The sequence below is a fragment of the Curvibacter gracilis ATCC BAA-807 genome (assembly GCF_000518645.1).
GTDB lineage: Bacteria > Pseudomonadota > Gammaproteobacteria > Burkholderiales > Burkholderiaceae_C > Curvibacter > Curvibacter gracilis.
Genome location: NZ_JADZ01000004.1, coordinates 238,298 through 262,561 on the forward strand (window position 1 = coordinate 238,298; position 24,264 = coordinate 262,561).

The 24,264-nt window shown below is 67.3% G+C and carries 21 protein-coding genes; 9 read left to right on the forward strand and 12 right to left on the reverse strand.

Annotated features, from left to right (window positions below; translation table 11 throughout):
* Positions 1 to 20: 20 nt before the first annotated feature.
* From L880_RS0101125 to L880_RS0101140, 4 genes are all read right to left on the reverse strand, one after another.
* A complete protein-coding gene (locus L880_RS0101125) occupies positions 21 to 3,761 on the reverse strand; it encodes a hydantoinase B/oxoprolinase family protein (RefSeq protein ID WP_027474089.1) in 3,741 nt (1,246 codons plus the stop codon).
* Positions 3,762 to 3,793: 32 nt separating this feature from the next.
* Positions 3,794 to 5,041, reverse strand: a complete 1,248-nt coding sequence (locus tag L880_RS0101130; protein WP_027474090.1) for an MFS transporter — start codon at positions 5,039 to 5,041, stop codon at positions 3,794 to 3,796.
* A gap of 128 nt (positions 5,042 to 5,169) precedes the next feature.
* Positions 5,170 to 6,057, reverse strand: a complete 888-nt coding sequence (locus tag L880_RS0101135) for a putative hydro-lyase (protein ID WP_027474091.1) — start codon at positions 6,055 to 6,057, stop codon at positions 5,170 to 5,172.
* A gap of 221 nt (positions 6,058 to 6,278) precedes the next feature.
* Complete coding sequence (locus L880_RS0101140) at positions 6,279 to 7,199, reverse strand: LysR family transcriptional regulator (protein WP_019572265.1); 921 nt, start codon at positions 7,197 to 7,199, stop codon at positions 6,279 to 6,281.
* Positions 7,200 to 7,286: 87 nt separating this feature from the next.
* On the opposite strand from L880_RS0101140, the gene L880_RS0101145 reads away from it, so the two are divergent.
* From L880_RS0101145 to arsC, 5 genes are read left to right on the forward strand one after another with little or no spacing between them, the layout of a single operon-like run.
* Positions 7,287 to 7,613 carry an ArsR/SmtB family transcription factor gene (locus L880_RS0101145; RefSeq protein WP_027474092.1) on the forward strand — a complete coding sequence of 109 codons (327 nt, stop codon included), beginning with the start codon at positions 7,287 to 7,289 and terminating at the stop codon, positions 7,611 to 7,613.
* 15 nt (positions 7,614 to 7,628) lie between these two features.
* Positions 7,629 to 8,123 (forward strand): ArsI/CadI family heavy metal resistance metalloenzyme, encoded by a 495-nt coding sequence (locus tag L880_RS0101150; RefSeq protein WP_027474093.1) that lies wholly within the window; start codon positions 7,629 to 7,631, stop codon positions 8,121 to 8,123.
* A gap of 11 nt (positions 8,124 to 8,134) precedes the next feature.
* Positions 8,135 to 8,686: an arsenate reductase ArsC gene (locus L880_RS0101155; protein ID WP_051442991.1), complete on the forward strand. Its 552-nt coding sequence runs from the start codon at positions 8,135 to 8,137 to the stop codon at positions 8,684 to 8,686.
* On the forward strand, positions 8,683 to 9,738 hold the full coding sequence (arsB, locus tag L880_RS0101160) for an ACR3 family arsenite efflux transporter (RefSeq protein ID WP_211245261.1): 1,056 nt from the start codon (positions 8,683 to 8,685) through the stop codon (positions 9,736 to 9,738). The genes L880_RS0101155 and arsB overlap by 4 nt, the downstream gene beginning before the upstream one ends.
* Positions 9,739 to 9,797: 59 nt before the next feature.
* A complete protein-coding gene (gene arsC / locus L880_RS0101165) occupies positions 9,798 to 10,220 on the forward strand; it encodes an arsenate reductase (glutaredoxin) (RefSeq protein WP_027474096.1) in 423 nt (140 codons plus the stop codon).
* 33 nt (positions 10,221 to 10,253) lie between these two features.
* On the opposite strand, the gene L880_RS0101170 is transcribed toward arsC, so the two are convergent.
* Complete coding sequence (locus tag L880_RS0101170) at positions 10,254 to 12,389, reverse strand: TonB-dependent siderophore receptor (RefSeq protein ID WP_051442938.1); 2,136 nt, start codon at positions 12,387 to 12,389, stop codon at positions 10,254 to 10,256.
* 170 nt (positions 12,390 to 12,559) lie between these two features.
* Between L880_RS0101170 and L880_RS0101175 the strand changes: the two genes are divergently transcribed.
* The gene (locus tag L880_RS0101175; protein ID WP_027474098.1) at positions 12,560 to 13,168 is read left to right on the forward strand and encodes a class I SAM-dependent methyltransferase; all 609 of its coding nucleotides are present in this window, start codon (positions 12,560 to 12,562) and stop codon (positions 13,166 to 13,168) included.
* Between the two features lie 226 nt (positions 13,169 to 13,394).
* On the opposite strand, the gene L880_RS0101180 is transcribed toward L880_RS0101175, so the two are convergent.
* From L880_RS0101180 to L880_RS0101195, 4 genes are all read right to left on the reverse strand, one after another.
* On the reverse strand, positions 13,395 to 13,685 hold the full coding sequence (locus L880_RS0101180; RefSeq protein ID WP_027474099.1) for a DUF1330 domain-containing protein: 291 nt from the start codon (positions 13,683 to 13,685) through the stop codon (positions 13,395 to 13,397).
* Positions 13,686 to 13,791: 106 nt separating this feature from the next.
* The gene (locus L880_RS0101185) at positions 13,792 to 14,928 is read right to left on the reverse strand and encodes a thiolase family protein (RefSeq protein WP_027474100.1); all 1,137 of its coding nucleotides are present in this window, start codon (positions 14,926 to 14,928) and stop codon (positions 13,792 to 13,794) included.
* An 80-nt stretch (positions 14,929 to 15,008) separates the two neighbouring features.
* Positions 15,009 to 15,614, reverse strand: a complete 606-nt coding sequence (locus tag L880_RS0101190; protein WP_027474101.1) for a TetR/AcrR family transcriptional regulator — start codon at positions 15,612 to 15,614, stop codon at positions 15,009 to 15,011.
* A gap of 136 nt (positions 15,615 to 15,750) precedes the next feature.
* A complete protein-coding gene (locus L880_RS0101195; protein ID WP_027474102.1) occupies positions 15,751 to 16,743 on the reverse strand; it encodes an MBL fold metallo-hydrolase in 993 nt (330 codons plus the stop codon).
* Between the two features lie 199 nt (positions 16,744 to 16,942).
* Here L880_RS0101195 and L880_RS0101200 point away from each other — a divergent pair, with 199 nt between their 5' ends.
* Complete coding sequence (locus L880_RS0101200) at positions 16,943 to 17,908, forward strand: LysR family transcriptional regulator (protein ID WP_027474103.1); 966 nt, start codon at positions 16,943 to 16,945, stop codon at positions 17,906 to 17,908.
* A gap of 23 nt (positions 17,909 to 17,931) precedes the next feature.
* On the opposite strand, the gene L880_RS0101205 is transcribed toward L880_RS0101200, so the two are convergent.
* The 3 genes from L880_RS0101205 to L880_RS0101215 all read right to left on the reverse strand — a co-directional run bounded on the left by L880_RS0101205 (position 17,932) and on the right by L880_RS0101215 (position 21,781).
* Positions 17,932 to 20,178, reverse strand: coding sequence for a xanthine dehydrogenase family protein molybdopterin-binding subunit (locus L880_RS0101205; RefSeq protein WP_027474104.1), 2,247 nt, complete (start codon positions 20,176 to 20,178; stop codon positions 17,932 to 17,934).
* Positions 20,179 to 20,191: 13 nt separating this feature from the next.
* Positions 20,192 to 20,632, reverse strand: coding sequence for a (2Fe-2S)-binding protein (locus tag L880_RS0101210; RefSeq protein WP_027474105.1), 441 nt, complete (start codon positions 20,630 to 20,632; stop codon positions 20,192 to 20,194).
* Positions 20,633 to 21,067: 435 nt separating this feature from the next.
* Entirely contained in the window at positions 21,068 to 21,781 is a 714-nt protein-coding gene (locus tag L880_RS0101215) for a transcriptional regulator NanR (RefSeq protein ID WP_027474106.1), read from the reverse strand.
* Positions 21,782 to 22,019: 238 nt separating this feature from the next.
* Here L880_RS0101215 and L880_RS31205 point away from each other — a divergent pair, with 238 nt between their 5' ends.
* Positions 22,020 to 23,339, forward strand: a complete 1,320-nt coding sequence (locus L880_RS31205) for an MFS transporter (RefSeq protein ID WP_043328059.1) — start codon at positions 22,020 to 22,022, stop codon at positions 23,337 to 23,339.
* 80 nt (positions 23,340 to 23,419) lie between these two features.
* Complete coding sequence (locus L880_RS0101225) at positions 23,420 to 24,250, forward strand: phosphogluconate dehydrogenase C-terminal domain-containing protein (RefSeq protein WP_027474107.1); 831 nt, start codon at positions 23,420 to 23,422, stop codon at positions 24,248 to 24,250.
* Positions 24,251 to 24,264: the final 14 nt, after the last annotated feature.

Below are 24,264 nucleotides of genomic sequence, written 5' to 3' on the forward strand. Positions count from 1 at the left end.
GCATGCGGGGGATCAGCCCATCAGGCCACAGGGGCCAGCGCTTGGGTCTGGCGGGCCGCGCTGGGCTCGGCCGTGGGCGCGCCGTAGCCGCCGCCGCCCGGGGTGTCGATGACAAACACATCGCCCACCCCCATCTCGACCTGGCCGATGTGCTCCAGGGTCTCGGTGCGGCCGTCGGCACGCAGCACGCGGTTGCAGCCCGGTGCGCCGGCCTGGCCCCCGGCGGCACCGAAGGCACCCTGCAGGCGGTTGTTGCTCAGGATCGAGGCCGTCATGGGGCGCAGAAAGCGCACCCGCCGGCTGCCGCCATCGCCGCCCTGCCATTGCCCCTTGCCGCCCGAGCCGGCCCGGATGGCGTAGGTCTCCAGGCGCACGGGGTAGCGCAGCTCCAGGATCTCGGGGTCGGTCAGGCGCGAGTTGGTCATGTGGGTCTGCACCACGCTGGTCCCGGCAAAGCCGGGGCCGGCCCCCGAGCCGCCCGAGATGGTTTCGTAGTACTGGTGCTCGGCATCACCAAAGGTGAAGTTGTTCATGGTGCACTGGGCCGCGGCCATCACGCCCAGCGCGCCATACAGCGCATTGGTCACGCAGCTGGAGGTCTCGACGTTGCCGGCCACCACGGCGGCAGGCGCGCGCGGGTTCAGCATGCAGCCCTCGGGCACGATCACCTCGATGGGCTTGAGGCAGCCCGCATTCAGTGGAATCGCGTCGTCCACCAGGGTGCGGAACACATACAGCACCGCGGCCATGGTGATGGCCTTGGGGGCGTTGAAGTTGTTGCGCAGTTGGCGGCTGGTGCCGCTGAAGTCGACCACCGCGGCGCGGCGGACCGGGTCCACCCGTACCGCCACCTGGATCTGCGCGCCGTTGTCCAGCGGCAAGGTGTAGTGGCCGTCTTTCAGGGCGGTGATCACGCGGCGCACCGATTCTTCGGCGTTGTCCTGCACGTGCTGCATGTAGGCGGCCACGGTGGCGCGGCCGTAGCGGGCCACCATGGCCTTGAGTTCTTGCGTGCCCTTTTCATTGGCGGCGATCTGGGCGCGCAGATCGGCCAGGTTCTGGGCCGGGTTCCTGCTGGGGTAGGGGCCACTTTGCAGCAGGGCCAGCATCTCGGCCTCGCGCAGCACGCCGCGATCGACCAGCAGGAAGTTGTCGATCAGCACGCCTTCTTCTTCGATGCGACTCGAGAAGGGCGGCATCGAGCCGGGGGTGGTGCCGCCCACGTCGGCATGGTGCCCGCGCGAGGCCACGAAGAAGCTCGGTTTGGCGTCGCCCTCGTCCAGGTACACCGGGGTGACCACGGTGATGTCGGGCAGGTGGGTGCCGCCGTGGTAGGGATCGTTGAGCACGTACACATTGCCGGGCTGCATGGCGGGGTTGCGCTCCACCACGCTGCGGATCGACTCGCTCATCGAGCCCAGGTGCACCGGCATGTGGGGCGCGTTGGCGATCAGCTGACCGGCCGCATCGAACACCGCGCAGCTGAAGTCGAGCCGCTCCTTGATGTTGACCGAGTAGGCGGTGTTCTGCAGGCGCAGGCCCATCTGCTCGGCGATGTTCATGAACAGGTTGTTGAACACCTCGAGCATCACCGGGTCGACCTGGGTGCCGACGGCGTGCACGGTGCTGCGGGCCTGCACGCGCTGCAGCAGCAGGCAGCCATCGGCTCCCATCTGCGCCTGCCAGCCGGGCTCGACCACGGTGGTCGAGTTGCGCTCGGCGATCACCGCCGGGCCGTTCAGGGTGGCGCCGGCGGCCAGGGCCTCGCGCTGGTACAGGGCGGCGTCACGCCAGCCGGCCGGGGCATCGTCTTGCAGGCAGTACATGCGCACGCTGGAGACGGCGCTGGCCGCGTGCGCGACGGCGGGCTGGGCCTGGGCGTGACGGCTGGTGCTCACCCCGGGCAGGGTGCATTCCACGTTCACGGCCTCGATCACCAGCTCGCGATCGGGCATCAGAAAGGCAAAGCGCTGGCGGTAGGCCGTCTCGAAATGGTCGCGCAGCGCGGCCAGGGCCTCGGGGGCCGGTGCCGCCGGCTCGTAGGGGCAGGGCAGGGCGGTGTCGGTGCCGGCGTAGCGCAGCTGCAGTTGAAAGCGGGTCTGCAGGGCGCTGGCGCCCAGGCCCTGGCTGCTCAGCTCGCCCTCGGCCTGGGCCTGCAGCGCCGCCCCCTGCTGCGCGGCGGTGGCCAGGCCGGCGGCGTCCAGCGGCAACTCGATCGAGGTCTCGCGCAGGGCGATCTGATCGGCCAGGCCCATGCCATAGGCCGACAGCACCCCCGCGAAGGGGTGGGCCAGCACCCGGGTCATGCCCAGCGCATCGGCCACCAGGCAGGCGTGCTGGCCGCCGGCGCCGCCAAAGCACTGCAGCGTGTAGTGGGTGACGTCATAGCCCCGGGCCACCGAGATGCGCTTGACCGCGTTGGCCATGCTGCCCACGGCGATCTGCAGCGCGCCGGCCGCCACCTCTTCGGCGCGGGTGGGGCGGCCGCTGGCGGCCGCCATGGCCACGGCCATGGCTTCAAAGCGCTGCTGCACCACGCCCCGGTCCAGCGGCTGGTCGGCCGCCGGTCCGAACACCTGCGGGAACCACTGCGGCTGGATGCGGCCCAGCATCACATTGGCATCGGTGGTGGCCAGCGGGCCACCGCGGCGGTAGCTGGCCGGGCCGGGGTTGGCGCCGGCCGACTCGGGGCCCACGCGCAGGCGGGCACCGTCAAAGCTGATGATGGAGCCGCCGCCTGCGGCCACGGTGTGGATGCTCATCATGGGCGCGCGCATGCGCACGCCGGCCACCTCGGTGTCGAAGGTGCGTTCGAACTCGCCGGCGTAGTGGCTCACATCGGTCGAGGTGCCGCCCATGTCAAAGCCGATCACCTTGTCGTGGCCGGCGGCCACGGCGGTGCGCACCATGCCCACGATGCCGCCTGCCGGGCCCGACAGGATGGCGTCCTTGCCCTGGAAGCGCTGGGCCTCGGTGAGGCCACCCGAGCTTTGCATGAAGTACAGGGGCACGCCCGGCATCTGCTGCGCCACCTGCTCGACATAGCGGCGCAGGATGGGCGACAGGTAGGCATCGACCACGGTGGTGTCGCCGCGCGGCACGAACTTGATCAGCGGGCTGACGCGGTGCGACACCGAGATCTGGCTGAAGCCGATCTCGCGGGCCAGGGCCTCGGCCTGCAGCTCGTGCTGCGGGTAGCGGTAGCCGTGCATGAAGACGATGGCGCAGGCGCGCAGGCCCTCGTCAAAGGCGGCCTGCAGGGCCGGGCGCAGGGCGGCTGTGTCCAGCGGCAGCACCAGGCCGCCGTCGGCGTCCACGCGCTCCTGGGCCTCGACCACGCGCTCGTACAGCAGCTCGGGCAGTTCGATGTGGCGGGCGAACAGCTGGGGGCGGGCCTGGGTGGCGATGCGCAAGGCATCGCGAAAGCCCTGGGTGGTGACCAGCAGGGTGCGGTCGCCCTTGCGCTCGAGCAAGGCGTTGGTGGCCACGGTGGTGCCCATCTTGACGCAGGCCACGCGCTGCGGCGTGATGGCCTCGCCGGGCTGCAGGCCCAGCAGGCGGCGGATGCCTTCGACAGCCGCATCGCGGTATTGCTCAGGGTTTTCCGACAGCATCTTCAGGGTGTGGAATTCACCGGCCGGGTCGCGGCCCACCAGGTCGGTGAAGGTGCCGCCGCGGTCGATCCAGAACTCCCACAAGGCGTTGTCACTGGCGTTGTTGGGGGTTGTGTTTTCAAGGGGGAGGGTCGTGGAGGAAGACATGCTCTTGCTCGATCAAAAATGGCAGGGAAGGGTCAGCGAGCCGGTGCGGCGCTGGGGCTCAGTTCACGGCCCTGGGTTTCGGGCAGGGCCAGGGCGGCGACGATCACGAGGCCGTAGCAGATGGCCGAAATCCAGCCGATGGTCTGGCCCAGGGGCAGGGTGGCGCTGAGTTGGCCGATCAGGGCCGGGCAGATGGCGCCGATGGCGCGGCCGAAGTTGTAGCTGAAGCCCTGGCCCGAACCGCGCACGTCACCAGGGAACAGCTCCGACAGGAAGGCGCCCATGCCCGAGAAGATGCCCGACAGGAAGAAGCCCAGCGGGAAGCCCAGCACCAGCATCAGGCTGTCGGTGATGGGGATCTGGGTGTAGCTCAGCACCAGGGCGGCCCCCATGGCGGCAAACAGGATGAAGCAGCGGCGCCGGCCGATGGCGTCCGACAGCCAGGCGCTGGTCAGGTAGCCCACAAACGAGCCGGCAATCAAGACCAGCAGGTAGGTGCTGGTGCCCAGCACCGAGAGCTGACGCTCGGTCTTCAGGAAGGTGGGCAGCCAGGTGGTCACCGAGTAGTAGGCGCCCTGCATGCCGGTGGCCAGCAGGCTGGCCAGCACCGTGGTGCGCAGCAGGCTGGGGTGGAAGATGCGCAGGAAGTTGCTGCGCTGGCCGCTGGCACGAAGTCGGGCCTGCTCGGCCAGGTACACCTCGGGCTCGCCCAGGTTGCGGCGGATGTACAGGATCAGCACGGCCGGCGCGATGCCGATCCAGAACAGCACCTTCCAGGCCTGCTCGGGCGGCAGCACCGCGTACATGCCCCAGAAGGCGAGGGCCGAGGCGGCCCAGCCCACGGCCCAGCTGCTTTGCACCAGGCCGGCGGCCTTGCCACGGTGGCGCGCCGAGATGGTCTCGGCGATCAGCACCGAGCCCACGGCCCACTCGCCACCCATGCCGAAGCCTTGCATGGCGCGGGTGAAGAACAGCTGGCCGAAGGAGTTGGTGAAGCCGCTCAGGAAGGTGAAGAGCGCAAACCACAGCACCGTCCACTGCAGCACGCGCACCCGGCCATAGCGGTCGGCCAGCACGCCGGCCGCCCAGCCGCCGACTGCCGAGGTCAGCAGCGCGCCGGTGGCGATGTAGCCGGCCTCGGCCTTGCTCATGTTCCAGGCCGCCAGCAGGGTGGGGATCAGGAAGGTGTAGATCATGTAGTCAAAGCCGTCCACGCCATAGCCGGCGAAGGTGGCGGTGAGCGTGCGGCGCTCAGAAGGGGTTGTTTGTTGTAGCCACATGGGGAGGTTCTGGTTGAGGGTTGAGGAAGGGGCGAAGAAAAACCGGCTTGTGCTGATCCCGGCCCCCACGCACGGGGCGTTGGGGCCTGAAGGTTTTGGAAAGGGGGCGGGCAGCAGGCCCGCGGCGCTCAGTGCGCTTGCCGCAGCTCGCGGTTGAGCCGGTCGGTGACCAGCATGTGGCCCGGCGCATGCGTGATGCAGAACGCGGGGCGGGCGGCTGCGATGGCGGCCTGAGGCGTCACGCCACAGGCCCAGAACACGGGCAGCTCGTTGTCGTGCACGGCCACGGCGTCGCCGTAGTCGGGGCGGCTCAGGTCGGCGATGCCGATCAGGGCGGGGTCACCGATGTGGATCGGGGCACCGTGAACCTGCGGTGTGCGGGCGGTGATCTGCACGGCGCGGATCGCGTCGGCCGCCTTCAGCGGGCGCATCGACACCACGGTGGGGCCACGGAACACGCCGGCCGATTGGGTGGGGATGTTGCTGCGGTACATGGCCACGTTCAGGCCCTGCTCGACATGGCGCAGCGCGATGCCGGCTTCGAGCAGGGCGTGCTCGAAGGAGAAGGAGCAGCCGAGGGCAAAGGTCACCAGGTCGTCGCGCCACCAGTCGCGCAGGTCGGTGGTCTCGGCCACGCGTTCGCCGTGGCGCCACACGTGGTAGCGCGGCACATCGGTGCGCACATCCAGGTCCAGCCCCAGGCCCGGCAGGGCGGGCGAGCCGGGCTCGGACACGGCCAGCAGCGGGCAGGGCGTGGGGTTGAGCTCGCAAAAGCGCTTGAAGTCTTCGGCCAGATCCTGCGGCAGGATGGCCAGGTTGACCTGCACGTGTTCGCGGGCCAGGCCGCTGGTGTGCCCTTGCAGCCGGCCCGAGCGGGCGGCCAGCCGCACTTCGAGAGCACTGGCGTCAGGGCCGGGCAGGCCTTGGGGCGACGCAGTGGAGGGGGCGCTGGCGGGGGTGCTGGATGGGGTGCTGGATGGGGTGCTGGATGGGGTGGCGGTGCTCGGGCGGTTCATGGTGCGTGTCTTCAAGAGCCATCACGCATCGGGCGTGATCGTTGGCGATGGGGCGGATTGTGGAAGCCGCCGCGCCTTGAATCCAACGCGAAATTTGCTGTGTTTGTCATCGAAAAAATCGATGAAGCCGCGAGAATTCTCTATATTGCGAAATCCGTGCCAAGGCCATCAGGACTTACCCGAGGGTGTGGTGGCACCAGCGGGGTGCAAGACGGGGGCGGTCAGGCACTGGCTGCGGGGCTGGTGCGGCTTCGACGAACCGGCTTGGTGCGCCCCACGTAGGCCTGGGCCGATTCGAGCACCGATTCGGCCACCCCCGAGCCCGGGTCGGCGCGGTAGCTCGCGTGGATGGGCAGGGGTGCCAGCGTCACGTCCGAGCGCAGGATGCGCAGCAACAGGCGGCTGGACAGGTGCCTCGTGGCCGCGCGGGGCAGGGTGGCAATGCCAAAACCCCCTTCCACCAGCTGCACCATCGCCGAAATCGATGAGATGGCATGGATGCGTGGCGCCGGCAGCCCGGCTTCCTGAAAGCGTTGCAGCAGGCTCTGGTGTGGCTGCGAGCCGCGCTGAAAGGTGATCAGGTCGTGCTGGGCCAGGTCGGCCAGGGCGTAGCGGGCCTGGGCGTGCAGCGCCTTGTGCCCCACAAAGACCATCTCCATGGCCGGCATCAGCCGGGTGTGCACCTCGCTGTCGCTGCCCGCGATCGAGGTGAACACCAGGTCTTGCGCGCCGCGCCGGATCTGGTCCACCAGCACGGGCGAGGTCTCCACCGTCAGCTCCAGCTCGAAGTCGGGGTGCTGCTGCCGCATCTCCTGCAACCAGCCGGGCAGCCAGCTGTGCACCACCGATTCGATGGCCCCGATGCGCAGCGCCATCGGCCCGCCACTGCCCGAGCCCAGCTCCTGCTTGACCTGGCGCTGCAGCTCCAGCAGGCGTTGGGCATGCAGCTGAAAACGCTGGCCGGCCACGGTGAGGCGGAACTGCTTCTCGCGCCGGTCCAGCAGCACCACGCCCAGCTCTTCTTCGAGCGAGGCGATGCGGTTGGACATGGCCGATTGCGTGATGTGCAGCTTCTCGGCCGCGCGCGTGATGCTCTTGAGCGAGGCGGCCCAGTGAAAGGCCTCGACGAATCGCAGGTTCATGGGCGCTGATTGTCCACGCCGAGGTCGGCACTTGACGGTTCGTCCTCGAATCTGTTTAGAATTCAATAATTCAACGAAAGTAGAAATATGGAATCAAGCTCCGTCGTCAAAGCGCTGGCCGCGCTCGCGCAGGCCTCACGCCTGGAGATCTTCCGGGCCCTGGTGGTGGCGGGCGAGGCCGGCCTCACCCCGGGCGCGGTGGCCGAGGCCCTGGGCCTGGCGCCCAACACGCTGTCGTTCCACCTCAAGGAGCTGGTGCATGCCGAGCTGGTCAGCCAGGAGCGCGCCGGGCGCAACCTGATCTACCGTGCCCGCTTCGAGCGCATGAACGCCGTGCTGGCCTACCTGACCGACAACTGCTGCCAGGGCCAGCCCTGTGCCGCCTCGCCTACCTCAACCGCTTGCCCTTGCTGAAAGAGAGAGTCCGCCATGAAACGCTTCCATGTCCATCTGCATGTCGATGACCTGCAGGCCAGTGTCCGCTTCTATCAGCAGCTTTTCGCGGCCGAGCCGGCCCGTGTGGAAAGCGACTACGCCAAGTGGATGCTGACGGATCCGCCGCTCAACTTTGCGATCTCCACCCGCGGCAGTCAGCCCGGCCTGGACCATTTCGGCTTCCAGACCGACAGCGCGGAGGAGCTTGATGCGCTCAAGCAGCGTGCCACCGGGGCCGACATGGCCCTGCTCGATGAGGGCAAGACCACCTGCTGCTATGCGCGCAGCGAAAAGCACTGGGTGACCGATCCGCAGGGCATTGCCTGGGAGCACTTTCACACGCTGGAAAACATCCCCGTGTTCAATGAGGCCCCAGCCCCGGCCCAGACGGCGGCCTGTTGTGCGCCGGCGCCGGCGGCGAGCGCCTGCTGTGCGCCGCGGGCCACGCCCGGCGGTGCACCCACCCCATCCCCGAAATCCTGCTGCTGATGCCTGACGCCATGACCCTTGCCAGCCCCTCCCATCCGCTTGCTGCGCCCACGGCAGCGCTGAACGTTCTGTTCCTCTGCACCCACAACTCGGCCCGCAGCATCCTGGCCGAGGCCCTGCTCAATGACATGGGCGCCGGTCGCTTCAAGGCCTACTCGGCCGGCAGCAGCCCGCGCCCCGGGCAGATGCCCAACCCGCTGGGTTTGCAGGTGCTGAGCCGCGCCGGCCTCTCGACCGAGGGCCTGCGCAGCAAAAGCTGGGACGAGTTCGCCGGCCCCGATGCGCCGCACATGGACCTGATCATCACGGTGTGCGATGACGCTGCGGGCGAGGTCTGCCCGGTCTGGCCAGGCCACCCGGCCACGGCCCACTGGGGCTATGCCGACCCTTCGGCCGGTGACGGTGACGAGACCCACAAGCTGGAGGCCTTCCGCCAGACCCTGCACCTGCTGCAGCAGCGCCTGCAGTTGCTGTGCAACCTGCCCCCCGAGAAACTCGCCCACGCCGTGCTGCAGGGCAGCGCCCGGCAACTGGCCCAGGCTGGATGTGGAGCCGCTGCATGACTGCACTTTCTGACACCCCGACCCCAGCGCCCATGAGCGTGTTTGAGCGCTACCTCACGCTGTGGGTCTTTCTGTGCATCGTGGCCGGCATCGCGCTGGGCCAGGTGTTCCCCGGTCTGTTCCAGGCCATCGGCCGCATGGAGGTGGCCCAGGTCAACCTGCCGGTGGGGCTGCTGATCTGGGTCATGGTGATCCCCATGCTGGTGAAGGTCGACTTCTCGGCGCTGGGTGAAGTGCGCCAGCACGTGCGCGGCATCGGCGTGACCCTGTTCGTGAACTGGCTGGTCAAGCCGTTCTCGATGGCGTTTCTGGGCTGGCTGTTCATCCGCCACTGGTTTGCCCCGCTGTTGCCGGCCGATCAGCTCGACAGCTACATCGCCGGCCTGATCCTGCTGGCGGCCGCGCCCTGCACCGCCATGGTGTTCGTCTGGAGCCGCCTCACCCATGGCGACCCGCTGTTCACGCTGTCGCAGGTGGCGCTCAACGACAGCATCATGGTGGTGGCGTTCGCACCCCTGGTGGGCTTCTTGCTGGGCATCTCGGCCATCACCGTGCCCTGGGCCACCCTGCTGGCCTCGGTGCTGCTGTACATCGTGATCCCGGTCATCCTGTCGCAATGGCTGCGCAAATCCCTGCTGGCGCGGGGGCCCCAGGCCCTGGAGGCCGCGCTGGCGCGCATCGGCCCGTGGTCGATGGCCGCCTTGCTGGCCACGCTGGTGCTGCTGTTCGCCTTTCAGGGCGAGGCCCTGCTGAAGCAGCCGCTGGTGATCGCCCTGCTGGCGGTGCCCATCCTGATCCAGGTGTTCTTCAACTCGGCGCTGGCCTACTGGCTCAACCGCGTGCTGGGCGAAAAGCACAACGTGGCCTGCCCCTCGGCCCTGATCGGTGCCAGCAACTTCTTCGAGCTGGCAGTGGCGGCCGCCATCAGCCTGTTCGGCTTTCAATCGGGTGCCGCGCTGGCCACCGTGGTGGGCGTGCTGATCGAGGTGCCCGTGATGCTGCTGGTGGTTCACCTGGTCAAGCGCAGCAAGCCCTGGTATGAGCGCTGCTGACAGGCCTTCTGCCCTTTGCCACTCGATTTTGGCCACCAGACTTTGGAACAATGCAAACCATGAGCAACATCACCATCTACCACAACCCTTCGTGCGGCACCTCGCGCAACACCCTGGCCATGATCCGCAACAGCGGCGTCGAGCCCGAGGTCATCCTGTACCTCAAGACCCCGCCCGATCGCGCGCAGCTGCTGGCCCTGATCGCCGCCACCGGCCAGCCGGTGATCGAGCTGGTGCGCACCAAGGAGGCCGTGTTCAAGGAGTTGGGCCTGGATGCCCCTGGCACCAGCGACGCCCAGTTGGTGGACGCCATGCTGGCCCACCCCATCCTGATCAACCGCCCCATCGTGGTCAGCCCCTTGGGCACGCGCCTGTGCCGCCCCTCCGAGCAGGTGCTGGACCTGCTGCCCCAGCCGCAGCAGGCCGCCTTCACCAAGGAAGACGGCCAGGCCGTGGTCGACGCGCAGGGCCGCAGGGTCTGAGGCTGGTGATGCCTTTGGGCCTGTGGCCGTAGATCAGAAATCCACCTTCAACGAGGCCTTCAGCGTGCGCGGTGCACCGGCGGCAAGGCGGGTACCGCCAGCGGCCCAGTACTGCTTGTCGGCCGCGTTGTCGATGTTGATCTGCCAGGTGCTGCGCTGGCCCAGGCTGCGGTCCACGTAGCGGGCGCCCAGGCTGAACAGGGTCACGCCGGGCAGCCAGGCCTGGTTCAGGTCGTTCACCGGCCGCCGCCCGGTGGTGTAGGCGCCCGCGTTGACCGACAGGCCGGGCAGGGCGGGCACTTCATACGACACGAAGTTGCTCAGGGTCTGGCGCGAGGCGTTCTCGGGCAGCTTGCCCTCGTAGGCACTGCTCACGTGGCGAAAGCGCGGGTCAAGCCACTGGGCCGAGCCCTGCCAGGACCACTGGCGCGTGAGCGGCCCCTGGGCGGCCAGTTCCAGGCCTTGGTAACGCTGCTGGCCGTCGGCCACATACACGTTGCTGCTGTTGGTGTAGTAACCCGGGCGGCGGATGTCGAACACCGCAGCCGACAGCAGCAGGCCGGCCGGCCGTTGCCAGCGCACACCCAGCTCCTGTTGGCGGCTCACGCCCGGCGCCAGGCGCACGTTCTGGTTCACCGTGCCGGTGGGGCCGGCCTCGCCTTCCTCCAGACCTTGTGCGTAGCTGGCGTAGGCCGATACCTGGGGGCTGAGCTGGTGGATCAGCGCGGCCATCGGGGTGGTCTTGGCCACGTCGTACAGGGCGGTGCCTTGCTCGCTGCGGTAGCGGGTGTGGCGCAGGCCCGCGATCAGCTGCCAGCCCGGGCGCAGCTCGATGCGGTCGACCGCATACAGGCCGGTGTCACTGGTCTTGAGCCCGGCCGTGGTGGGGCTGGTGGGCAGGGCGCCCCAGACCACGCTGGTGAGCGGTACCGGGCTGTACAGGTTTTGCGCGGCCACGCTGTAGCTGCGTTGGTAGACCGGGTCCTGGGTCTTGTCGGTGCGGCTCAGGCCCAGGGTCAACTCATGGCGCAGGCCCAGGGCCTGCACGCTGCCGAACAGCTCGGCGCGCAGCAGGTCCGAGCCCACGGCCAGATGCTGGCTGTTGCCGGTGATGCGCCCGGCGCCGGTGGCGATGGAGGCCTGGTCGTTGAAGCGGAAGATGGCCAGGTTGCGGTCGCGCAGGGTTTGGGAGTGGCCGGCCTCCAGCGTCAGAGCCCATTGATCGCTGAGCGCGTAGTCGGCCCGCACCTGGGCCAGGCTCGACTCGGTGTCGAATGCGGTGTTGGCGGGGGCCACCAGCTTGCGCGCGTCCACCGGGTGCGGCAGGGTGATCGTGCCGTTCACGGCCGTGGGCAGGTTGATGCCGATCTGTTCGTTGGTCTGACGCTTGTCGTAGGACAGGTCGGCCTGCAGTTTCAGGCGGCTGTTGACGCGCCAGTCCAGGGCCGCCGAGGCAAACCGGCGCTGCCCTTTGCCCGTGCCTTCCAGGTAGGAGCCCAGCGAGCCGCCGGCCGCGTTCAGGCGCAGGCCGAACTCCTGCTCGCTGCCGAAGCGGCGCGCCATCTCGGCGCTGGCGATGGCCTGGCCCTGGTTGTCCAGCGTCATGCCGACCGAGTTCACGGGCTGGGCGCCCGCACGCTTGGTGACGAAGTTGACCACGCCGGCCGGCGAGGTGAAGCCGTAATACAGGGCCGACGCACCCTTGAGCACCTCGACGCGCTCCTTGTCCTCCATGGGGATCTGGGCAAAGTTCATGATCGGCATCGAGCCGTTGAGGCGGTAGTTGGTGCGGTTCTCCACCGGCATGCCGCGGATCACCAACTGGTCCCAGGTCTCGCCGCCGTTTTGCTGGCGTGTCACCCCGGCGGTGTTGCGCAGGGCGTCGTACAGGCCGCTTGCGCCTTGCAGTTCCAGCACCTCGCGGGTGACCACGTTGACGGTGGAGGGCACTTCCATCACCGAGGCACCGCGGAAGGTGCCGGCCTCGACCGTCTCGGGCACAAACCCTGAGGCACGGGCCTGTTGGACGGTCACGGTCTTCAGTGCCGCTTCTTCAGTGCCTTCCCGTGGGGTGGCGGTGGTCTGCGCCTGGGCCACCGGCAGGGCCAGGCCGGTGAACAGCAAAATGGACAGGGCTGGGTGGCGATGGGGGCGAAACAGGATGGGCATGGGGCAGGCCGGCAGGGCCGATGGTGATATCAAAGCCTGAATTGTATGAGAATGATTCGTATTTGAATCTGACGTCAAAAACTGCAAGCAGAGCCGCTCGAACCAGGGCGGGCCTGCGCCATACTCCCGGCTCCCCCTGCGGGAGGGGGTTTTGGTGACAAGGAACAGGTGTGCAATCAGCAAGCGAGCAGTGGTTTGACGAGGCGTATTACCAACGCTTTTACTTTGACAAGAAGACCCGCGTGGTGGATGCCGGGCATGCCGAGCGCCTGGGCGCCTTTGTCTGCCACTACCTGCAGTACCTGCGTGTGCCGGTGCAGCGGGTGCTCGATGTGGGTTGCGGCATCGGCCTGTGGCGCGAGGCCATCACGCGCCACTTTCCGGGTGCCAGCTACCAGGGCGTGGAGTACAGCGACTACCTGTGCGAGCGTTACGGTTGGCAAAAGGGCTCGGTGGTGGATTACGCCAGCGCCCAGCCCTTCGATCTGGTGATCTGTCAGGGCGTGCTGCCCTACCTGAGCCCCAGCGACCTGGCCCTGGCCCTGCGCAACCTGGCCCGCCTGTGCAAGGGGGCGCTGTATGTCGAGGCCGTGGCCCGCGAAGACTACGAGCGCGACATCATCGACGAAGACCTGACCGATTCCCGCTTGTTCCGCCACCGTGCCGCGCTGTACCGGCGTGGCCTGTCAGAAGGCTTTGTTGAACTGGGCGGAGGCGTCTGGCTGAGCCGCCAGGCCGATCTGCCTTTGTTTGAGCTGGAGTGCTTGGGGGGGCGCTGAAGTCCGTTCGCCCCAGCATCGTCAGGCGGTCAGTTTCCGTGGCCGCCACCCAGGGGCTTTGCCCGCGGTGCACTGCTGTCGCACCCGGCGGGCGTGGAGGTGGGCCACCGCAGGGCAGATACTGCTGCTGAGTAGGCCCCCAAAACCAAGGGGCGCGCAAAGCAGCGCCAGGCTGCGGACGACCTGGGTGGTAGGTGCGTCGATCGGGCGGGACCGCTACTTGCGACTAGCTGGCATCGACCACGAACATTCGTGCCTGCTGCGCCTGCTGGCGTTCCAATTTGATGGGTGCGTAGCGCTCGGAGGTATAGAAATCCAGGGCCGCGCTCAGCGTCGGAAATTCGAACACTCCGGCGAGTGGAAGCGGTGAATCGTCACCCTCCAGTACCTTGGCGACGGGGCCGAAGTGAAGGATGCGGCCGCCGGCCTCTTCCAGCGCAGCACGGAAGCGTGGCGCCAGCTCGGCCTGCATGGCAGGGTTTTTCACGCGAAGGTTGACATGGACATAGGCAGGCATGGGTTTCTCCTCAAAGGTGGCCTGGTTGTTGATCTCGATGCAGGCCTGTCTTGGCCGATGGCCTTGACAGACCAGCGAAGTGCATGGTTTGCCGGGTCACGATCTGTCATAGGGCGCTCAAGACTGTGGCAATGCCCTGCCCGCCGCCGATGCACTGGGTTGCCAGTGCATACCGGCCGCCAACGCGCTTGAGCAGGGCTGCGGCCTTGCCGGTGATGCGTGCGCCTGTGGCGCCCAGTGGATGGCCCAGGGCCAGTGCACCGCCATCGATGTTCACGGTGGCCGGATCCAGGCCCAGATCCCGGATGCAGGCCAGCGCCTGGGCGCTGAAGGCCTCGTTGATCTCCACGACGTTCAGGTCTTGGCTCGTCAGGCCAGCGCGGCTCAGGGCGCGTTGGGTGGCCGGAATCGGGCCGATTCCCATCACGCTGGGGTCCACACCGTAAGTGGCATAGGTTTCGATTCGCGCCAGGGCGTTCAAGCCGTGGCGGGCTGCAAAGTCTTCATGCACCACCAGCACGGCAGCCGCTCCATCCGTCAAGGGCGACGAAGTGCCGGCAGTGACAACACCATCGGGTCGAAAAGCGGGCTTCAATGCTGCCAGTGCTTGCAAGCTGGTTCCCGGGCGAATGCACCCATCGCTGTCGACAAGCAAGCCTTCGGGGGTCTTGGTGGGAATGATTTCCTCTGCCAACAAGCCCGCCTTTTGCGCGGCAGTGGCCTTCTGGTGGGACTGAAACGCCAATCCGTCCTGCTCAGCACGCGAAATGCCCCATTGCGCGGCAACGTTCTCAGCGGTTTGCCCCATGGACATGTAGGCCGCTGGATAGCGGGCCATCAGTTCAGGGTTCGGGTCGAAATGCAGACCACCCTGCGGCACCTGGGTCATCGACTCCACACCAACGCAGAGGTAGGCATCGCCGATGCCCGCCTCGATTTGCGCTGCGGCCATGTGAACCGCCGACATGGACGATCCACAGAACCGGTTCAGCGTCATGCCACCCACCTTTTGTGGCAGCCCGGCGAGAAAGCTGGCGATGCGGGCGATGTTGTTGCCTTGCGCGCCTTCAGGGTAGGCGCAGCCCACGATGACGTCTTCCAGCAGATCCGGATCGAAGGCTGCTTTGGCCAGCACGCCCACCATGGCCTGGGCGGCCAGCGATTCAGGCCGCGTGCTGGCCAGGGCGCCTTTCTTGGCAAAGTGAAACGGCGTACGGGCGTAGGCGGCGATCAAGGCTTTCATGGCTTCTCCTGTAAACTACCTAACGAACGGTAGGCTAAAAGGGCAAAAAAAGGGCCATGCCGACCGACATGGCCTCTCCATCAGCGAAACGATTGCAGTTGGGCTCGAAGGGGGGCCAGTGCCAGGTCGAAAACATTCACATCGCCGTGGATCCGTGCATTGATCAAGGCCCCCTGGCAGATCGTGTTCACCTGGGCCGCCCATTGCGTGGCAGACAAAGTGGCCAAGGCGGTGGAGGCGAGCTGGGGCTGTGTCGACAGCCTGGTGAAGACCTGGGTCAGCCAGTCCGTCTGCGCCTTGTGGAAGCCGCGCACTGCTGCTTGCAAATCGGGCTCGATGCAATCCCATTCACCCCCGAAAGCACCCACCACGCAAACCTTGTCACCCGCACCGATCAGGTCACGGAACATCCGGATGTAGGACAGCACCTGTTCAACTGGGCTCAATTGGGTCACTCCTTCAACCCATTTGGCAAAGTGTGCCTGGCTGGTGTTCACCAGTGCCAGGCCCAAGGCCTCTTTGGAGTCGAAGTGATGGTACAGACTGGGCTTGCGGATACCCACGCGATCCGCCAGGTCCTGAAAGCTCAGGCCCAGGTACGAGCGCGTCATCAGCAACTCGCGTGCCACGCGCAAGATCAGTTTGCGTGTGTCGGTTTGGGTATGTCTGGAGATGGTGGTCTGCATGGCTGCCTACTATAAGGTAGGTTGATAACCATGGTAAGCATGGGGGTTCGTTTCACGGGCCCCCGCAAGGCAAGTGCCGGGGCCCGCCGCGGCGCCCGCAGGGCGAACCCCTGCCCATGCAGGCGCCGCCCAGGCCTCACTTCACCTGGCTGCTGTAGTTCACCGGCTCCCACACAAAGCCCTTGCCCATGGCGCGCAGGCGGCCCACGCCGGGGAAGGGGAAGTGCGCCACCGCCACCAGGCTGCCGCTCTGGGCCAGGCTCTTGAACAGGCGGGCGCGTGCGGCACGGGCCTGGGGCTCGTCGCTGTCGAAGCCGATGGTCACCTCGGGTGATTCGAGCTGCACCGAGGCCACGTGGATCAGGTCGCCCAGCAGCACCAGTTGCTGGCCCTCGCTCTGCAGCACATACACGTTGTGGCCGGGGGTGTGGCCGTGGGCGGCCTGGCTGCGCAGACCGGGCACGATCTCGCCGTCGGCCTGGAAGGTCTTGAGCTTGCCGGCTTCGGCGTAGGGGTTGAGCGAGGCCATGGCACCCTGGAAGAAGCCTTTTTGCGCATCGGGTGCGGCGGCCAGGCTGGCGGGCGAGAGCCAGAAGTCCTTGTCGGCCTGGTCGGCGTGCACGGTGGCGTTGGGGAACACCACCTGGCCCTCTGCCACCAGCCCGCCCACGTGGTCGGGGTGCATGTGGGTGATGACGATGTCGTCCACCTGCTCGGGCTGGTAGCCCGCGGCCTTGATCTGGGCCGACAGGCGCCCCAGCGTGGGGCCGAACAGCGCGCCCGCGCCCGCATCGACCAGCACCAGGCGGCTGCCGGTGTTGATCAGGAAGCCGTTGACCGAGGTCTCCAGCGGGGCCTGCAGGTAGTGCTTTTTCAGGCCTTCGGCCACGCGGCCCTTGGGGGCATGCAGCAGCTGGTCCACCGGCAGGTTCACCGTGCCGTCGCTGAGCGCGGTCACTTCAAAGCCGCCCACCATCAGCCGGTACCAGCCCGGGGCCTGGGTCTTCTGCATGGGGGCTGCGGCCTGGGCCACGCCGGCCGTGCCGGCCAGGCTGCCCAGGGCGAGTGCCAAGGCCAGGCCAAGGCGGGTGGCCTGGGTGTGAACAACGGAGCTGCGTTTTGTCTTCATGAAAGGTCCTTGTCGCGGCTCTGGGCCGCCGGGGTTGCAGGGAGGGATCGCTGACAAATGCTATTGTTGGTTTTTGCAAAAAACAGAACAATATGAAGATATGCAAAGTATCTTTGCGATGTTTGCAAAGTCACTGCGTGCATTCCCGCATGCGGCCTTGCGTTTCGCCACCTGACCCGGGCTTGTGCCCATCCGCTCCATGATCGATTCCCTCAAGACCTTTCTCGCCGTGGCCGCCAGTGGCAACTTCTCGGAGGTGGCGCGCCAGCAGGACGTGGCGGTGTCCTCGGTCACCCGCAAGGTGGATGCCCTGGAGGCCGAGCTGGGCACGCCGCTGTTCCATCGCAGCTCGCGCCGCATCCACCTGACAGACGCGGGTGAGCAGTTTGTGCCGCGCGCCCGCACCATCCTCAGCGAGATCGCCGCCGCCCGCGACGCGCTGCACCAGCAGGACGACCTGCCCCGCGGGCCGCTGACAGTGGCGGCCCCCACCGTGTTCGGGCGCCGACACGTGGTGCCGGCGGTGGCCAGCTTCATGCACCAGTACCCCGGCGTGGAGGTGGATCTGCACCTCAGCGACCAGGTGATCGACCTGGCAGAGCAGGGTGTGGATGTGGCCATCCGCATCGGCGTGTTGCCCGACAGCGATCTGCAGGCCACGCTGCTGGCGCCGGTGCGCCTGGTCACCTGCGCCAGCCCGGCCTACCTGGCGCGGGCCGGGCGGCCGGCATCGCCCATGGACCTGCTGCAGCACGAATGCATCAGCGTGGCCACGCCGCCTGCGCCGTCCTTCATCTGGCGCTACGCGGGCGTCAACCGCAACCAGCCGCTGGCGGTGCGCGGGCGCTTTCGCACCGACGACAAGGACGGGATGCTGCAAGCCGCCCTGGGCGGCCTGGGCGTGCTGCACATCGCCACCTGGGTCGTCAGCGACCACCTGCGCGACGGCAGCCTGGTGGCGCTGTTCCCACACGAGCTGACGGCGCCCCCGGCCGACGGCCTGCCCGGCATCCACGCCGTGCGCGCCCCTGGCCGGGGCCGTTCGCAGCGGGCGCGTCTGTTCATGGCCCACCTGCGGGCTGCCATCGGTGAGCCAGCCTGGTGGGATCAGGTGCCGGCGCAGGTGGCCGATGAGGCTGGGCAGGGGCTTGCCGTCCCCGCCTGAGCAGCCAGGTCGCTCAAGCCCCCTCAGTCGCCCATGGTCGCTGCAGGGAACAGCGGCAGGCTGCGCACGCGCTGGCGGGTCAGCGCGTACAGCGCGTTGGCCAGCGCCGGGGCCAAGGTGGGCACGCCGAGTTCGCCCACGCCCCCCATGGCCTTGCTGCGGTCGGTGCTGGCCGGGCGCGGGATGATCTGCACATCCACGCGGGGCATCTGCTTGGGGCGGATCACCGGGTTGGTGTTGAAGTTTCGGCGTTGGGCAGCGCCGTTCACAAAGGTCTGTTGGCCATACAAGGTGGCGTTCAGGCCATGCACCACGCCGCCGGTGATCTGGGCCTCGATGTTGCCGGGGTTGACCGGCAGATAGCAGTCGATCACCACGCTCACGCGCCGGATGCTGAACGAGGCTGTGCTGCTGCCGCTGACTTCGACCACCATGGCCACGATGCTGTTGAAGGCCGTGCCGATGGCGATGCCCCGGGCGGTGCCGGCCGCTGTGGCGGCGCTCCAGTTGCCCAGGGTGGCCGCGGCATCCAGCACCGCCAGCCAGCGCGCATCGGTGATGCGGTTGCGGCGGAACTGGTAGGGGTCCAGCTTGCAGGCCCAGGCCAGCTCGTCGATCATCGATTCGACGGCAAAGGTGTTGATCGAGGCCCCCACCGAGCGCCAGTAGCCCACCGGGATGGGGGCGGTGTGGCTGACCCATTCCACGCGCCGCGCACCCATCACGTAGGGCAGGGCGTTCGAGCCCTCGTAGCCCTGGCTGTCGCCGGTGGCGGGCAGGGTGCGACCGCGTTGGCCGCTGATCGACGGCGACACATTGCGGTAGGTCCAGCCCACGATCTGGCCCGTGGCATCCGCCCGGGCGCGGGCCCGCACCAGGCCCATGGGGCGGTACTGGTCGTGGCTGAAGTCTTCCTCGCGCGGCCACACCAGCATCACCGGGCGCTGCACCACCATGGCCACCTGCACGGCCTGGGCGATGAAATCGATCTCGGCCTTGCGGCCCAGGCCACCGCCCAGCAGGGTGGTGTGGAAGGTGATCTTGTCGGCCGTCAACCCGGTCAGCTGCACCACCAGTGCCAGGGCCGAATTGGCCACCTGGGTGGGCGCATAGACCGTGCAGCTGACGCCCGCCACGTAGTCCACCGTGCAGTTCAGCACCTCCATGCAGCCGTGGGGCACATAGGGCAGTTGGTAGCTCACATCCAGCAGCTGGCTGCCGGGGGTGGCCTGGGTGAGCGCGGTGTCGGCGTCGCCTGCGCTTTCCACGGTGTACAGCGTGCCCGGCGGGTTGCTGGCACCGGCCACATAGGCGGGCGCCGACTGGGCCAGCGCACGGGCGTCGGCAAAGAACTGGGTGGTGTTCATGGCCGCAGCGTTGCTCGGCAGGGTCCACTTCAGGTTCAGGCTGCGGGCTGACTGCATGGCATCCCAGGTGGTGGGGCCCACCACGGCCACGGCATTCACATTGCCCGCCACATCCAAGCCGCGCCCGGTGCCCGTGCTCACCCGCACCGGCACCACGGCGAGTGCGCCCGATGGGGTGGCAGGCAGCGACAACAGCGTACCGCCAAAAGTGGGGCAGTGGCGGATCACCGCATAGACCATCTTGGGCAGTCGCACGTCAATGCCGTACTGCGCGCTGCCGTCCACCTTGCTCGGGATGTCCTGCCGCGGCAGGCTCTGGCCGATCACCTTGAGCTGGGTGTCGGGCACCAGCGGGGCGCTGGTGGGCGGGGGCAGCAGTGCAGCAGCGCCGGCCACGTCGCCATAGCTGAACTGTTTGCCGCTGGTGTGCGTGATCACGCCATTGCTGACCGTGTAGTTGGCGCGGGCGGTATCGCCCTGCACATTCATGGCCGCCTGCACCAGGGTTTCGCGCGCGATGGCCGCGGCGTCGCGCAGCTTCCAGTAGTTGTTGCGGGTGGAGCTGGAGCCGGCGGTCACGATGGCCGAGCCGATGGGCGCCGGTGACACGTTGTAGACCGGCCCGCCCTGGCGCAGCTGGATGCGGCTGTAGTCCACCATCAGGTCTTCGGCCATCACCTGGCCCAGCGTGCTGAAGGTGCCCTGGCCCATTTCGGTCACGCCAATCGACAGCGAGATGCTGTTGTCACTGCCGATGTTGAGCCAGCTGTTGACGGTCTGGGTCGTGACGCTGGCGCCCTGGGCGTCGGTGGCACGGCTGCCGAATTGCAGCGCCACGCCGATCGACAGGCCCGTGCTGCCAATGAACTGGCGGCGGTTCATCTTGTTGACTGCGGTGTCCATGGTGCTTCTCCGATCAAAGGGTGCTGACCGCAGTCTTGATGCGCTGGTAGGTGCCGCACACGCAGACGTTCTGCACCTCATCGAGGATGGAGCTGCCGTGGTGGCCCGCCTTCATGGCGCAGGCCACCGACATCAGCATGCCTGACTGGCAGTAGCCGCACTGCGGCACCTGGTGGGCAATCCAGGCTTGTTGGGCCGGGTGGCTGCGGTTGGCCGACAGGCCTTCGATGGTGGTGATCTGCTTGCCCACGGCCGAGCTCACATCCATGTCGCAGGATTTCTCGGGCTGGCCGTTGACCATCACGGTGCAGGCGCCACACACCTCGATGCCGCAGCCGTATTTGGTGCCGGTCAGGTTCAGCACGTCGCGCAGCACCCACAGCAGGGGCATGTCGGATCGCGCCACGGTGGCGCTGTAAGACTTTCCGTTCACATTCAGCGTGTAGGTCGGCATGCGGGGTCTCCTCAAAAGCGTTTGGATTGGAGGGGTTGCCTGAGCTGCACCGTGCAAGATGAATCCGACAAAAGGCGCATCAGGTGGAGCGGATGCTAGGGAGGGGGTGGCTTACCCGGTGGCCAAAAAGTATCGGTATGTAAACGAGTTGACGCCGTGCTGCCTTGGCCTCGATTTGCTTCACGCTTCATGAAGCATCGGTTTACAAAGTGGATACAGGGCGGGTGAAACGGGTCGGCACCGCTCGGCCTCCTCGCTCATTTGACTCACATCAAGTTACATGCGATCACAAATAAGTCATTCATGTGATTGATGGATACCAATTGGTTCACTGTGATGTGCCGGTGCCTTCTGCTGCTCTCGGGTATTCACGTGTGAAAGACGCCGTCTGGCAGGCAGGTGCTGCCAGCCTGTCCGGTGGTCGCCTCGCAGCGCTCAGTTGCCCTGCCCCTGCGGCTTCAGGTAGAGCTTGTTGGCGCGCGTCAGGTGGGCGCGCATGGCTTCGGCGGCGGCCTCAGGTTGGTGCTGGGCGATGGCGTCCACGATGCGGTCGTGTTCGGCCAGCGTCAGGTCTTCCACCCCTGGGGCGCGCACCATGGCCTGGTAGTACTCGCCGGCCCAGCGGAACAGGGCCTCGACGATGGACGGAAAGATCGGGTTGCCGCTGACGGTGGCCAGTTCGCGGTGGAAGGCCATGTCCAGCTCGATGAACTTCTCCAGGTCGTTCAGCGAGGCGCGGTGGCGCGCCACGGCCAGGCGCAGCCGGGCGATGTCTTCCTCGGTGGCGCGTTCGGCGGCCAGACGGGCCATGCCGGTCTCCAGAAACAGCCGGGCATCCTTCAGGTGCTCCAGCGAATCGGGCTGGCTGCGCAGCAGGTGCATGGCGCCGCCCGCGATCTGCCCGATCAGCCTGTCTGCCGTCGGCACCACCACACGGGCGCGTTCGCCGTGCGCAATCTCCACGATGCCTGAGCGCTCCAGGGCCTGCAGGGCCTCGCGCACCGCAGGGCGGCCGACACCGTACTCCTCCATCAGCTCGCGTTCGGACGGCAACTGACCGCCCGGCGGGATGTCGCCTGAGCGGATGCGCGCCATCAGGCGATCCAAAACCTCCTGGAACAGTTTGCGGCGCTGGATCGGTTCGGTCATGGAGGGCGGGCTCGTTGTCAGGGGCTGGGCGAAATGGGCGATTTTCGATTATGGCCCGGCCGGCGCCTCGCCCTGCAGCCCCGGCGCAGCCCATTTCTGGCCTGCTTGGCGCCCTCCGTGAAAACCCCAGTGCGGGACTTTTTCATTCAATGGTCTACTCATCACACCAGTTCATCAGACCAGCTGAAAAACGCCTGCACCCGAGCCTGGGGCGGCCCCCAAACAACGAGGAGACTTCGTGAACAGTTCTGTCCAAACCGTGGAGCAAAGCGCCATCCGCAAGGTGTCGTGGCGGCTCGTGCCCTTTGTGGCCTTGATGTTTTTCATCAACTTCCTGGATCGCACCGCGATCTCATTCGCCGGCCCGAATGGCATGAGCAAGGACCTGGCGCTGTCGGCGGCGCAGTTCGGCATGGCTGCAGGCATCTTTTTTGTGGGCTACATCGTGTTGGAGATCCCCAGCAACCTGGCGCTGCACAAGTACGGCGCCCGGCGCTGGCTGTCGCGCATCATGGTGAGCTGGGGCGTGGTGGCCCTGCTGTTCACCTGGGTGAGCAACGTCGAGGGCCTGTACACGCTGCGCTTTCTGCTGGGCGTGGCCGAGGCGGGCTTTTTTCCGGGGGCCATCCTGTTCCTCAGCCAGTGGGTGCCGGCGCGCTACCGCAGCCACATCCTGGGCCTGTTCTACCTGGCCCAGCCCCTCACCACGGTGATCGGTGCCCCGCTGGCGGCGCTGCTGATCGAGGCCCATGGCCTGTTCGGCCTGGCCGGCTGGCGCATCATGTTCTTTGGCGTGGCCGTGCCGGCCATCGTGGTCGGCTTCATCGCCTGGTTCTACCTGGCCGACAAGCCCAGCGACGCCCGCTGGCTCAGCGCCGAAGAGCAGCGCTGGCTGACCGACGAGCTGGCCCAGGAGGCCCGCCAGAAGGCCAAGACACCTGGCGCCCATCCGGGCCTGGCCTTGCGCGACAGCCGGGTGTGGCTGTTCAGCCTGGTGTACTTCGGCTTCATCTACGGCCTGTATGCCCTGGCTTTCTTCCTGCCCACGGTGATCGGCGGTTTCGAAGCCCAGTTCGGCAGCAAGTTCAACGTGTTCCAGAAGGGCCTGATCACGGCCATCCCCTACCTGCCAGCGGCCGTGGCCCTGTACCTGGCGACGCAACATGCCACCCGCCACGGGGTGTCGCGCTGGCATGTCGGGCTGCCCGCCTTCATCGGGGCGGCCAGCATCCCCTGCGCCTTGTACATGCAGTCGCCGGTGACCACCGTGGCGGTGATCACCGTCACGGCCTGCGCCATCTTTGCCGCGCTGCCCAATTTCTGGTCGCTGCCGGCGCGCTTCCTCAGCGGTGCCGGGGCTGCCACCGGCCTGGCCTTGATCAACACCGTGGGCAACCTGGCCGGCTTTGCAGCCCCCTTCATCACCGGCGCGCTGAAAGACAGCAGCGGCGGCTACCAACTGCCCATGTTCGTGGTGGGCGCGCTGATGGCGCTGGCCGGTGTGCTGGTGATCAAGGTGGCCCACGCCCCCATGCCCCGCGCCGCGGCGCTGGCCTGACCCCTCTGCTGCGCGCAGCGCAGCCTTTCATTTCTGCAAGGGCCCGAAGCCGGGCCCACCCACCTCAAGGAGAACTCCACATGAACCCCAAAATTGCCTTGTTTGGCGCCGGCGGCAAGATGGGCGTGCGCCTGTCCATGAACCTGCTCAACTCACGTTTTCGCGTGGCCCACGTCGAGCCCGGTGCGGCCGGCCAGCAACGCCTGCGCGATGAACTGGGCCTGTCGGTGGTCAGCACCGAAGAAGCGCTGCAGGACGTGGACGTGGTCATCCTGGCCGTGCCCGACACCCTGATCGGCAAGATCTCGCACCAGATCGAGCCCCAGCTCAAGCCCGGCACCATGGTGATGGTGCTCGACGCCGCCGCCCCCTTTGCCGGCCACCTGCCGCAACGGGCCGACCTGACCTACTTCGTGGCCCACCCCTGCCACCCGCCCATCTACAACAACGAGACCAGCGAAGCCGCGCGCAAGGATTACTTTGGCGGCGGCTTTGCCAAGCAGTCGATCACCAGCGCGCTGATGCAGGGCCCCGAGTCGGCCTTTGACCTGGGCGAAGAACTGGCCAAGACCATCTACGCCCCCATCCTCAACTCGTACCGCCTGACGGTGGACCAGATGGCCCTGCTGGAGCCTGGCCTGTCGGAAACCGTCTGCGCCACCCTGCTGGATGTGATGCGCGAAGCCATGGACGAAACCGTGCGCCGCGGTGTGCCGGCCGAGTGCGCGCGCGACTTTCTGCTGGGCCACATGAACATCCTGGCCGCGGTGATCTTCAAGGAAATCCCAGGCGCCTTCTCGGACGCCTGCAACAAGGCCATCACCTTCGGCAAGCCCCGCCTGATGCGCGACGACTGGATCAAGGTCTTCGAGCGCGAAGAAATCGCCGAAAGCATCCGCCGCATCACCTGAGCAAGGCCACCCCC